The organism is Pradoshia sp. Z5_111 (assembly GCF_058267535.1).
On the sequence record NZ_JBZCPQ010000015.1, the window covers coordinates 15,887 to 28,883 of the forward strand.

Sequence of the window (12,997 nt, forward strand, 5' to 3'; positions counted from 1 at the left end):
GTCAGGAGGGATCTGGGTTGTCAGATCATTATTTTTCCCGCAATCCTCAGGTTGATAGTAATCCTGATGAATGGAGCTATACTTTAAGAGGGAAGACATTTCGTTTTAAAACAGATGCTGGTGTTTTTTCTAAACGTGAGGTTGATTTTGGTTCAAGATTGTTAATAGAGGCCTTCGTGGAACCTGAGGCTTCCGGCAAACAGCCAATCATTGATGTCGGCTGCGGTTATGGCCCGATAGGTTTATCTTTGGCTGATTCTTTTTCTGACAGAACAATTCATATGGTAGATGTGAATGAAAGAGCTCTCCATTTGTCAGGGGAAAATGCTCGAATCAATGAGATCAAAAATGTTAAGATTTATGAGAGTACTGTTTATCAAAATGTTACGGAAACTGAGTTTGCAGCGGTTGTTTCGAACCCGCCCATCAGAGCCGGAAAAAAAGTGGTACATGAAATACTTGAAAGAAGTAAGAGTGTTTTACAGGATGGCGGCGAGTTGTGGATTGTCATTCAAAAGAAACAGGGAGCTCCATCCGCAATGGCTAAAATGGAAGATGTTTTTGGAAACGTCGAGGTCATTATAAAGAAAAAAGGGTACTATATTTTGAAGTCTAAAAAAGTTTGACTTGACAATATGCCTATGTTAATATTAAAAAATGCATATATATAATTTGGGACACCCTGCACATTTTGGTAAAGAAACAAATAAATGTGTATATGTTCTGGAAAATATGGAAAAAATAAACCAATACTATGCGTTTTTGAAATTGAGGTTTTCAGATTGAAACCCTTTTTCTTTTTTGTTCTATCAGCTTGTATATGGCTGTTAGAATATAAATTCTATCATAAACGCTTTATTTGAGGGGTGAATCAGTTGACAGGTCAACTTGTTCAGTATGGACGACATCGCCAACGCCGGAGCTATGCGCGCATTAGCGAAGTGCTCGAATTACCGAATTTAATTGAAATTCAAACCTCTTCCTATCAATGGTTTCTTGATGAGGGCTTAAGAGAAATGTTCCAGGACATTTCCCCTATCGAGGATTTTACAGGAAATCTGTCTCTGGAGTTTATCGATTATAGCCTTGGAGACCCGAAATATCCTGTGGAAGAATCTAAGGAGCGGGATGTAACCTACTCCGCCCCATTACGGGTTAAAGTAAGACTTGTAAACAAAGAGACGGGAGAAGTTAAAGACCAAGATGTCTTTATGGGTGATTTCCCTCTCATGACGGAAACGGGAACGTTTGTTATAAACGGTGCCGAACGTGTTATCGTATCCCAATTAGTACGATCCCCGAGTGTATACTACAGCGGGAAGGTTGACAAAAACGGAAAGCGTGGATTCACGGCTACCGTAATTCCAAACCGCGGAGCATGGTTGGAATATGAAACTGACGCGAAAGATGTAGTTTACGTAAGAATCGATCGTACAAGGAAGTTGCCGGTAACGGTTCTTTTGCGTGCTCTTGGATTCGGCTCTGATCAAGAAATCATCGATCTAATCGGTGATAACGAGTACATCCGTAACACATTGGAAAAAGATAATACTGAAAGTACAGAAAAAGCTTTGCTTGAAATCTATGAGCGTCTTCGCCCAGGTGAACCGCCTACGGTCGAAAATGCGAAGAGTTTGCTTGTTTCACGTTTCTTTGATCCGAAGAGATATGATTTGGCAAATGTAGGACGCTATAAAATTAACAAGAAACTTCATATAAAAAATCGTCTTTTCAACCAAAAAGTAGCTGAAACTTTGGTGGACCCTGAAACAGGAGAAATCTTAGTTGAAAAAGATACTTTGTTGGATCGCCGTACTCTCGATAAAATCATCCCTTACTTAGAAAATGGGATTGGCTTCAAAACGTACAACCCTGTTGGGGGAGTCGTAGAAGAAGATGTACTGGTTCAAAATGTTAAAATCTATGCACCGAGCGATGCTGAAGGTGAAAAGGTAATTAACGTTATCGGCAATGCTTATGTAGAAAAGAAAGTTAAAAACATTACACCTGCTGATATTGTATCTACTATCAGTTACTTCTTTAACTTACTGCATGGTGTTGGCGACACAGATGATATCGATCATTTAGGTAACCGACGTCTGCGTTCAGTTGGTGAGCTATTGCAAAACCAATTCAGAATTGGTTTATCCCGTATGGAGCGTGTGGTTCGTGAGAGAATGTCCATCCAGGATACAAACACGATTACACCGCAGCAGCTTATTAACATTCGCCCGGTTATTGCTTCTATTAAAGAATTCTTTGGAAGCTCCCAGTTGTCTCAGTTTATGGATCAAACAAATCCACTTGCTGAATTGACACATAAACGGAGATTGTCTGCACTTGGACCTGGTGGTTTAACAAGGGAACGTGCCGGAATGGAAGTTCGTGACGTTCACTATTCCCACTATGGACGTATGTGCCCAATTGAAACACCTGAGGGACCAAACATTGGTTTGATTAACTCATTATCTACATTCGCAAAAGTAAACCCATACGGTTTCATTGAAACGCCATATAGAAGGGTAGACCCTGCGACAGGCAAAGTAACTGATCGAATGGATTACTTGACTGCTGATGAAGAGGATCTTTATGTAGTGGCACAGGCAAATGCCCCGCTAACTGAAGATGGTGGATTTATGAACGAGGAAGTTGTGGCTCGTTTCCGTGGTGAAAATACAGTTGTTAAACGTGATCGCGTTGACTATATGGACGTATCACCTAAACAGGTTGTATCGGCTGCAACAGCTTGTATCCCGTTCCTTGAAAACGATGACTCCAACCGTGCCCTTATGGGAGCGAACATGCAACGTCAAGCGGTTCCGCTTATTCGTCCGCAGGCTCCAATTGTTGGTACAGGTATGGAATATGTATCAGGTAAAGATTCCGGTGCTGCTGTTATTTGTAAGCACGATGGAATCGTAGAACACGTGGAAGCCAGAGAAATCTGGGTAAGACGTGTTAGTGAAGTAGATGGTGAAGAGGTAAAAGGTAATCTTGATAAATACCGTACCCTTAAATTCATCCGTTCTAACCAAGGAACATGTTATAACCAACGTCCGATCGTCAAATCGGGTGACCGTGTTGTTAAAGGAGAAATCCTTGCAGATGGTCCATCCATGGAGCTTGGCGAATTGGCATTAGGCCAAAACGTACTTGTTGCCTTCATGACATGGGATGGTTATAACTATGAGGATGCCATCATTATGAGTGAACGTCTTGTAAAAGACGATGTATATACTTCTATTCATATTGAAGAATATGAATCTGAAGCTCGTGATACTAAACTTGGACCGGAAGAAATTACACGTGACATTCCAAATGTTGGGGAAGATGCCCTGCGCAATTTGGATGACCGTGGAATCATTCGCATCGGTGCCGAAGTTAAAGACGGTGACCTTCTAGTTGGTAAGGTAACTCCTAAAGGGGTTACGGAGCTGACTGCTGAAGAAAGATTGTTACATGCAATCTTTGGTGAGAAGGCTCGTGAAGTTCGTGACACATCTCTCCGTGTACCGCATGGCGGCGGAGGTATTGTCCATGATGTTAAAGTCTTTACACGTGAAGACGGTGATGAACTGCCACCAGGTGTAAACCAGTTGGTACGTGTATACATCGTTCAGAAACGTAAAATCCATGAAGGAGATAAAATGGCCGGTCGTCACGGTAACAAAGGGGTTATCTCCCGAATTTTACCTGAAGAAGATATGCCTTTCCTTCCGGATGGAACACCTGTCGATATCATGTTGAACCCATTAGGGGTACCATCACGTATGAATATCGGTCAGGTATTGGAATTGCACTTAGGTATGGCTGCAAGACAGCTTGGAATCCATGTGGCAACTCCTGTATTTGACGGTGCTCGTGAAGAAGATGTTTGGGATACAATCGAAGAGGCTGGTATGTCTCGCGATGCGAAAACAATTCTTTATGACGGCAGAACTGGAGAACCATTTGATAACCGTGTTTCCGTTGGTGTCATGTATATGATCAAACTGGCACACATGGTTGATGATAAACTTCATGCCCGTTCAACAGGACCTTACTCACTTGTTACGCAACAGCCATTGGGTGGTAAAGCTCAATTCGGTGGTCAGCGTTTTGGTGAGATGGAGGTATGGGCGCTTGAAGCATATGGTGCTGCATACACACTTCAAGAAATCCTTACAGTTAAATCTGATGATGTTGTTGGTCGTGTGAAAACTTATGAAGCAATTGTAAAAGGTGACAATGTACCTGAACCGGGCGTTCCGGAATCTTTCAAGGTTTTAATCAAGGAACTTCAAAGTTTAGGTATGGATGTTAAGATTCTTTCTGGTGATGATAAAGAAATTGAAATGCGTGATCTGGAAGATGATGACGATATTCACCAAGCAGATACATTAACCATAGATCCTGATGTGAAAAGTCCCGAATCAGAAACAGTTGGTACAATCGAGTAACCTTAGTGATATTGGGATACGGAAAGGGAGGTAGGCCCCTTGTTGGATGTAAACAATTTTGAATATATGAAAATAGGCCTTGCTTCACCGGATAAGATTCGCTCTTGGTCTTTCGGAGAAGTGAAAAAGCCAGAAACTATAAACTACCGTACACTTAAACCTGAAAAAGATGGGTTGTTCTGTGAGCGCATTTTCGGTCCTACAAAGGACTGGGAATGCCACTGCGGTAAATATAAAAGAGTACGCTACAAAGGTGTAGTTTGTGACCGTTGTGGTGTTGAAGTAACTAGAGCTAAAGTGAGACGTGAGCGTATGGGCCATATTGAATTGGCTGCTCCGGTTTCTCATATTTGGTACTTTAAAGGAATTCCAAGCCGTATGGGTCTTTTACTTGACATGTCTCCGCGTGCCTTGGAAGAAGTAATTTATTTTGCTTCTTACGTTGTTACAGAAGCAGGAGATACTGCTTTAGAGAGAAAGCAGCTTCTTTCTGAGAAAGAATACCGTGCATACCGTGATAAATACGGCAACAAGTTCCAAGCTGGGATGGGTGCAGAATCCATTAAAAAGCTTCTTCAGGATATCGATCTTAACAAAGAGGTAGAATCCTTGAAAGAAGAGCTTAAAACAGCTCAGGGACAACGCCGCACACGTGCGATTAAACGTCTTGAAGTATTGGAAGCATTCCGTCATTCAGGTAACGAACCTTCTTGGATGATTCTGGATGTACTTCCGGTTATTCCTCCTGAACTTCGTCCAATGGTTCAATTGGATGGTGGTCGTTTTGCAACGTCTGACTTGAATGACCTGTATCGCAGAGTAATCAACCGTAACAATCGTTTGAAACGTCTGCTTGATTTAGGTGCTCCAAGCATCATTGTTCAAAATGAAAAGCGTATGCTTCAGGAAGCAGTTGACGCATTGATTGATAACGGTCGACGTGGCCGTCCTGTAACAGGACCTGGTAACCGTCCGCTTAAGTCTTTGTCTCATATGCTTAAGGGTAAACAAGGACGTTTCCGTCAAAACTTACTAGGTAAACGTGTTGACTACTCTGGTCGTTCCGTTATCGTTGTAGGACCAAACTTGAAAATGTACCAATGTGGTTTGCCGAAGGAAATGGCAATCGAACTATTCAAGCCTTTCGTGATGAAAGAACTTGTTGAAAAAGGATTGGCTCATAACATCAAATCAGCTAAGAGAAAGATCGAAAGACATTCTCCTGATATTTGGGATGTGCTTGAAGAAGTAATTAAGGAGCACCCGGTATTATTAAACCGTGCCCCAACACTTCACCGTCTAGGAATCCAGGCGTTCGAACCAACATTAGTTGAAGGTAGAGCTATTCGACTTCACCCGTTAGTATGTACAGCTTATAACGCTGACTTTGACGGTGACCAAATGGCTGTTCACGTACCTTTATCTGCAGAAGCACAAGCGGAAGCCCGTCTATTGATGCTAGCTGCACAAAACATCCTTAACCCTAAGGATGGTAAACCGGTTGTAACTCCATCCCAGGATATGGTTCTTGGTAACTATTATCTGACAATGGAAAGACCAGGTGCAGTTGGAGAAGGTATGATCTTCAACGACACTAATGAAGCAGTACTTGCCTATCAAAACGGATATGTTCACTTACACACTCGTGTAGCTGTACATGCTAGTTCTTTAAATAACGAAACGTTTACGGAAGAACAGAATAAGCAATTATTGCTTACTACTGTTGGTAAATTGATATTCAATGAAATTCTTCCTGAAACTTTCCCTTATATTAACGAACCAACAAGATCCAATCTGGAAGAAAAAACACCAGAGAAATATTTTGTTGAAAAGGGAGCAAATGTGAAGGAGATCTTGGCGAATCGCGAAAGAATCCAACCATTTAAGAAGAAAATTCTTGGTAACATTATTGCTGAAGTCTTTAAACGTTTTAAAATAACTGAAACATCCAAAATGCTTGACCGCATGAAGGATTTAGGATTTAAATATTCGACTCGTGCAGGTATTACTGTAGGGGTTGCAGATATCGTCGTTTTACCTGAAAAACAAGAAATTCTTGAAAAAGCTCAAGGTAAAGTAGACAGTGTTATGAAACAATTCAGACGTGGTTTAATCACAGAAGAAGAACGTTATGACCGTGTTATCTCAATTTGGAGTGAAGCGAAGGATGATATCCAAAGTAAGCTAATGGCATCCTTACATCACTTGAATCCAATCTTTATGATGAGTGATTCCGGAGCCCGTGGTAACGCATCTAACTTTACGCAGCTTGCGGGTATGCGTGGATTGATGGCCAACCCGGCTGGTCGTATTATTGAGCTCCCAATCAAATCAAGTTTCCGTGAAGGCTTAACGGTATTGGAGTACTTCATCTCCACTCACGGTGCGCGTAAAGGTCTTGCCGATACAGCACTGAAAACAGCCGATTCCGGTTACTTAACAAGACGTCTGGTTGATGTTGCACAGGATGTTATCGTTAGAGAAGATGACTGTGGAACAGACCGCGGCTTAGAAGTAAGAGCTTTGAAAGATGGTACAGAAACGATCGAAAGCCTTGAAGAACGTCTGGTAGGACGTTATGCAAGGAAGAAAGTTAAACACCCTGAAACAGGCGAAGTTCTGATTAATGAGAACGAAATCTTCACTGAAGATCTTGCTCAAAAAATTGAAGAACTTGGTATTGAAGAAGTTACAATTCGCTCTGCGTTTACATGTAACACTCGCCATGGTGTATGTAAGAAATGTTACGGACGTAACCTTGCAACTGGTCAAGAGGTTGAAGTTGGTGAAGCAGTCGGAATCATTGCTGCTCAATCCATCGGTGAACCTGGTACACAGTTGACAATGCGTACTTTCCATACAGGTGGGGTTGCCGGAGACGATATTACACAAGGTCTTCCGCGTATTCAGGAGTTGTTTGAAGCACGTAACCCTAAAGGGCAGGCAGTTATTGCTGAAATCGAAGGTACGGTTACAGCGATTAACGAAGTCCGTGACAAACAACAGGAAATTACAATCCAAGGTGCAGTGGAAAGCCGTTCTTATACAGCTCCGTATTCTGCACGCTTGAAAGTGAATGTAAATGACACTGTTGTTCCTGGTCAGGAGCTTACAGAAGGATCTATTGATCCAAAAGAACTTCTTAAAGTTACAAATGTACGTACAGTACAGGAATACCTGTTAAAAGAAGTGCAAAAAGTATACCGTATGCAAGGGGTAGAAATTGGCGATAAACACGTAGAGGTTATGGTTCGTCAAATGCTTAAGAAAATTCGTGTTATCGATGCTGGAGAAACCGATGTATTGCCAGGAACATTACTGGATATTCATCAGTTCACAAAAGCAAACCATGATGCGTTGCTTCAAGGTAAAAATCCAGCTACTGGACGCCCGCTATTGCTTGGTATTACAAAAGCATCTCTTGAAACGGATTCCTTCCTGTCCGCCGCATCCTTCCAGGAAACTACTCGTGTTCTTACAGATGCAGCGATTAAAGGAAAACGCGATGAATTGCTTGGACTTAAAGAGAACGTTATTATCGGTAAGTTAATACCTGCTGGTACAGGTATGCATCGTTACCGTAAAGCTGTTCCGGTTCTAACTGAACAAAAGGAAGAAACGGTTCCAGCTGAGTAATCAATCTACATCAGAAGAGGTAGCCGGATGATCAATCCGGCTAATCTTCTGTATATATATAAAGTAAATAAGGGTAACAAATTAATTTTTTTCGTGCGATTGTTGACATTTATGTTTTATAAATGGTACTATAGCAAAGGTGCTCCTATTAACCTGTTACTTTGGAGGATATTAATGATGTCTTATGAAAAAGTATCTCAGGCAAAGAACCTGATAATAGGGACGAAACAAACAGTGAAAGCTCTCCGAACAGGAAATGCCGAAACAGTTATTATTGCTCTTGATGCTGATTCAACAATCACATCAAAAGTAATTGATGCTGCTAAAGAGTATTCCGTTCCAATCGATTATGTAGACTCGATGAGGTTGCTCGGAAAAGCATGCAAAATAGATGTTGGAGCAGCAGCTGTTGTCATTATGAAATAGAAAAACTGTTTTTGCAGTTGATGCAAAAACTTTGTTTTTACCCTTTTATGAACCACCTGGATGTGTGGGACTAGGGGAACCAATTTTGAAGGGAGGAAACATCATGCCAACTATTAACCAATTGGTACGTAAGCCACGTAAATCTAAAGAAGAAAAATCAAAGTCTCCAGCTTTGAATAAAGGTTACAATAGCTTCAAGAAATCCCAAACAAACGTATCATCTCCACAAAAACGTGGGGTATGTACTCGTGTTGGTACAATGACTCCAAAGAAACCAAACTCCGCGTTACGTAAATATGCGCGTGTACGTTTGACTAATGGAATCGAGGTTACTGCTTACATTCCTGGTATCGGCCACAACTTGCAAGAGCACAGTGTTGTATTAATCCGTGGAGGACGTGTAAAAGACCTTCCAGGGGTACGTTACCACATCGTGCGTGGCGCACTTGATACTGCAGGCGTTAACAACCGTATGCAAGGTCGTTCTAAATACGGTACGAAAAAACCTAAAGCAGCTAAAAAATAATTATCAACCAAAAATAATTACTTCTTTGAAAGGAGGAACAAAATATGCCTCGTAAAGGACCTGTTTCAAAAAGAGATGTATTACCTGATCCGATATATAATTCCAAGCTTGTAACAAAATTGATCAACAAAATGATGATCGATGGAAAAAGAGGGACTTCCCAAAAAATCCTTTATGCTTCTTTTGATATCGTAAGAGAGCGTACTGGTAATGATCCAATGGAAGTTTTCGATCAAGCTTTAAAAAATATCATGCCAGTTCTAGAAGTTAGAGCACGCCGTGTAGGTGGAGCTAACTACCAAGTACCAGTTGAGGTTCGCCCTGACAGACGTACTACTCTAGGACTTCGTTGGTTAGTAAACTATGCTCGTCTTCGTGGTGAAAAAACTATGGAAGAGCGTTTAGCTAACGAAATCATGGATGCAGCTAATAACACTGGCGCTTCTGTTAAGAAACGCGAAGATACACATAAAATGGCTGAAGCTAACAAAGCTTTCGCTCACTATCGTTGGTAAAATCAAAAATACTAAAAATCTATATTCACAAGGAAGGAGAAAGACCCAATGGCTAGAGAGTTCTCCTTAGAAAAAACTCGTAATATTGGTATCATGGCTCATATCGATGCTGGTAAAACGACGACTACTGAGCGCGTTCTTTACTACACAGGTCGTATCCACAAAATTGGAGAAACTCATGAAGGTGCATCACAAATGGACTGGATGGAGCAAGAACAAGAACGTGGAATCACGATCACATCTGCTGCAACAACAGCAGCTTGGAAAGAACACCGCGTAAATATCATCGACACACCAGGACACGTAGACTTCACAGTTGAAGTTGAACGTTCCCTTCGTGTACTAGATGGTGCGGTAGCAGTACTAGATGCACAATCCGGTGTTGAACCACAAACTGAAACAGTTTGGCGCCAAGCTACAACTTACGGAGTACCACGTGTTGTTTTTGTTAACAAAATGGACAAAATCGGTGCGGATTTCTTATACTCCGTAAAAACTTTACATGAACGTCTTCAAGCGAATGCACATCCAATTCAGATACCAATCGGTGCTGAAGATGACTTCGAAGCAATCATTGACCTAGTGGAAATGAACGCAGTATTCTATGGTAACGACCTTGGTACTGATATCGAAGTTCGTGAAATTCCTGAAGAGCACATGGCAATAGCAGAAGAATACCGTGAGAAGTTAATAGAAGCAGTAGCAGAACTTGACGAAGAATTAATGGAAAAATACCTTGGCGGTGAAGAAATCACTAAAGAGGAATTGAAAGCAGCTATCCGTAAAGGTACTGTAAACGTTGAATTCTACCCAGTTATCTGTGGTTCTGCATTCAAAAACAAAGGTGTTCAGTTAATGCTAGATGCTGTAATCGACTACCTTCCATCTCCATTAGATGTACCTGCAATCAAAGGTATTCTACCGGATACAGATGAGGAAGTTGAACGTCATGCTGATGACAGCGAGCCATTCTCTGCGCTTGCTTTCAAAGTTATGACTGACCCTTATGTTGGTAAATTAACATTCTTCCGTGTATACTCTGGTACTTTGAGCTCCGGTTCATACGTACAAAACTCTACTAAAGGAAAACGCGAGCGTGTAGGACGTATCCTGCAAATGCATGCGAACTCCCGTCAAGAGATCTCAGAAGTACACGCTGGGGATATCGCCGCTGCTGTAGGTCTAAAAGATACTACAACTGGAGATACTCTATGTGAAGAAAAGAACCTGGTTATCTTGGAATCCATGGAATTCCCTGAGCCAGTTATCTCTCTTTCAATTGAACCTAAATCTAAAGCAGACCAAGACAAAATGTCTACTGCTCTTCAAAAGCTTCAAGAGGAAGATCCAACTTTCCGCGCTCATACTGACCAAGAAACTGGTCAAACGATTATCGAAGGTATGGGTGAGCTTCACTTAGATATTCTTGTAGACCGTATGCGTCGTGAATTCAAAGTAGAAGCTAATGTTGGTGCACCTCAGGTTGCTTACCGTGAGACTTTCCGTACACCTGCACAGGTTGAGGGTAAATTTGCTCGTCAATCCGGTGGACGTGGACAATACGGTCACGTTTGGATCGAATTCTCACCTAACGAAGAAGGTAAAGGCTTCGAATTCGAAAATGCTATCGTTGGTGGTGTAGTACCACGTGAATACGTTCCTGCTGTACAAGCTGGTCTAGAAGACGCTCTTGACCGCGGTGTGCTTGCTGGCTACCCATTAATCGATATTAAAGCAAAACTATTTGATGGTTCTTACCATGACGTAGACTCCTCTGAGATGGCATTTAAAGTAGCAGCATCTTTAGCTCTTAAAAATGCAGCGAAAAAATGTAATCCAGTTATCCTTGAGCCAATGATGAGCGTTGAAGTTGTTATCCCTGAAGAGTACATGGGTGACATCATGGGTAATATCACAGCTCGTCGTGGACGTGTAGAAGGTATGGAAGCACGCGGTAACGCACAAGTTGTACGTGCTATGGTACCTCTATCTGAAATGTTCGGTTACGCAACAACATTGCGTTCCAACACTCAAGGACGCGGCGTATTCTCTATGACTTTCGATCATTACGAAGAAGTTCCTAAGAGCATCGCTGAAGAGATTATCAAAAAAAATAAAGGTGAATAATTGATTTTCATTCTTTATTAAAGTATAACTACTTATGTAAGCCAAGATAGAAGACATTGTCAACTGTCTTGGCACATAGTATAAAAAAACCAATTTTCTTATATTAAAGGAGGAAATTCCTAAAATGGCAAAAGCTAAATTTGATCGTTCTAAACCACACGTTAATATCGGAACAATCGGTCACGTTGACCATGGTAAAACAACTTTAACAGCTGCAATCACTTCTGTACTTGCAAAAGTAGGTGGAGCTGAAGCTCGCGCTTACGACCAAATCGATGGTGCTCCAGAAGAAAGAGAACGTGGTATCACAATCTCTACTGCACACGTTGAGTATGAAACTGAAACTCGTCACTATGCACACGTTGACTGCCCAGGACATGCTGACTATGTTAAAAACATGATCACTGGTGCAGCACAAATGGACGGCGGTATCTTAGTAGTATCTGCTGCTGACGGCCCAATGCCACAAACTCGTGAGCACATCCTTCTTTCTCGTCAAGTAGGTGTACCTTACCTTGTTGTATTCATGAACAAATGTGACATGGTTGATGATGAAGAACTTCTTGAACTAGTTGAAATGGAAATTCGTGACCTTCTTTCTGAATACGAATTCCCTGGCGATGATATCCCAGTAATCAAAGGTTCTGCTCTTAAAGCTCTTGAAGGCGAAGCTGAGTGGGAAGAAAAAATCAACGAGCTTATGACTGCAGTTGACGAGTACATCCCAACTCCAACTCGTGACACTGAAAAACCATTCATGATGCCAGTAGAGGACGTATTCTCTATCACTGGTCGTGGTACAGTTGCAACTGGCCGTGTTGAACGTGGTCAAGTTAAAGTTGGTGACGTTATTGAAATCATCGGTCTTGCTGAAGAACCAAAATCTACAACTGTTACTGGTGTAGAAATGTTCCGTAAGCTTCTTGATTACGCTGAAGCTGGTGACAACATTGGAGCTCTTCTTCGTGGTGTAGCACGTGAAGAAATCCAACGTGGACAAGTACTTGCTAAACCAGGTACTATCAACCCACACACTAAATTCAAAGCTGAAGTTTACGTATTGTCTAAAGAAGAAGGCGGACGTCACACTCCATTCTTCTCTAACTACCGTCCACAATTCTACTTCCGTACAACTGACGTAACTGGTGTTGTAAACCTTCCAGAAGGAACTGAAATGGTTATGCCTGGAGACAACATCGAAATGTCTGTTGAACTTATCGCTCCTGTTGCGATCGAAGAAGGAACTAAGTTCTCTATTCGTGAAGGCGGACGTACAGTAGGCGCAGGCGTAGTTGCTAGCATTCAAGAATAATTTTACTTATTAAAAC

Annotated in this window: 8 protein-coding genes; all 8 read left to right on the forward strand. The window is 41.7% G+C overall.

The features are described from left to right. The first annotated feature begins 17 nt into the window (after window positions 1–17). The 8 genes from AC4D4A_RS18255 (at window position 18) to tuf (ending at window position 12,981) form a co-directional block, all read left to right on the forward strand. Complete coding sequence (locus tag AC4D4A_RS18255) at window positions 18–626, forward strand: class I SAM-dependent methyltransferase (RefSeq protein ID WP_490997169.1); 609 nt, start codon at window positions 18–20, stop codon at window positions 624–626. Between the two features lie 249 nt (window positions 627–875). After that, entirely contained in the window at window positions 876–4,439 is a 3,564-nt protein-coding gene (gene rpoB / locus AC4D4A_RS18260) for a DNA-directed RNA polymerase subunit beta (protein ID WP_066103012.1), read from the forward strand. A gap of 39 nt (window positions 4,440–4,478) precedes the next feature. Further along, on the forward strand, window positions 4,479–8,075 hold the full coding sequence (gene rpoC / locus AC4D4A_RS18265) for a DNA-directed RNA polymerase subunit beta' (protein ID WP_490997170.1): 3,597 nt from the start codon (window positions 4,479–4,481) through the stop codon (window positions 8,073–8,075). Window positions 8,076–8,252: 177 nt separating this feature from the next. Beyond that, window positions 8,253–8,501 carry a 50S ribosomal protein L7ae-like protein gene (locus tag AC4D4A_RS18270; protein WP_066103006.1) on the forward strand — a complete coding sequence of 83 codons (249 nt, stop codon included), beginning with the start codon at window positions 8,253–8,255 and terminating at the stop codon, window positions 8,499–8,501. 103 nt (window positions 8,502–8,604) lie between these two features. Beyond that, a complete protein-coding gene (gene rpsL / locus AC4D4A_RS18275) occupies window positions 8,605–9,027 on the forward strand; it encodes a 30S ribosomal protein S12 (protein ID WP_049672552.1) in 423 nt (140 codons plus the stop codon). A gap of 44 nt (window positions 9,028–9,071) precedes the next feature. Further along, window positions 9,072–9,542 (forward strand): 30S ribosomal protein S7, encoded by a 471-nt coding sequence (rpsG, locus tag AC4D4A_RS18280; protein WP_066103004.1) that lies wholly within the window; start codon window positions 9,072–9,074, stop codon window positions 9,540–9,542. 48 nt (window positions 9,543–9,590) lie between these two features. Next, entirely contained in the window at window positions 9,591–11,669 is a 2,079-nt protein-coding gene (gene fusA, locus AC4D4A_RS18285) for an elongation factor G (RefSeq protein WP_066103001.1), read from the forward strand. 124 nt (window positions 11,670–11,793) lie between these two features. Next, complete coding sequence (tuf, locus tag AC4D4A_RS18290; protein WP_490997171.1) at window positions 11,794–12,981, forward strand: elongation factor Tu; 1,188 nt, start codon at window positions 11,794–11,796, stop codon at window positions 12,979–12,981. Window positions 12,982–12,997 lie beyond the last annotated feature (16 nt).

Coding starts and splice junctions, on each gene's coding strand:
- AC4D4A_RS18270 (WP_066103006.1), top strand. CDS start 8,253: ATGTCTTATGAAAAAGTATCTCAGGCAAAGAACCTGATAATAGGGACG.
- rpsL (WP_049672552.1), top strand. CDS start 8,605: ATGCCAACTATTAACCAATTGGTACGTAAGCCACGTAAATCTAAAGAA.
- rpsG (WP_066103004.1), top strand. CDS start 9,072: ATGCCTCGTAAAGGACCTGTTTCAAAAAGAGATGTATTACCTGATCCG.
- fusA (WP_066103001.1), top strand. CDS start 9,591: ATGGCTAGAGAGTTCTCCTTAGAAAAAACTCGTAATATTGGTATCATG.
- tuf (WP_490997171.1), top strand. CDS start 11,794: ATGGCAAAAGCTAAATTTGATCGTTCTAAACCACACGTTAATATCGGA.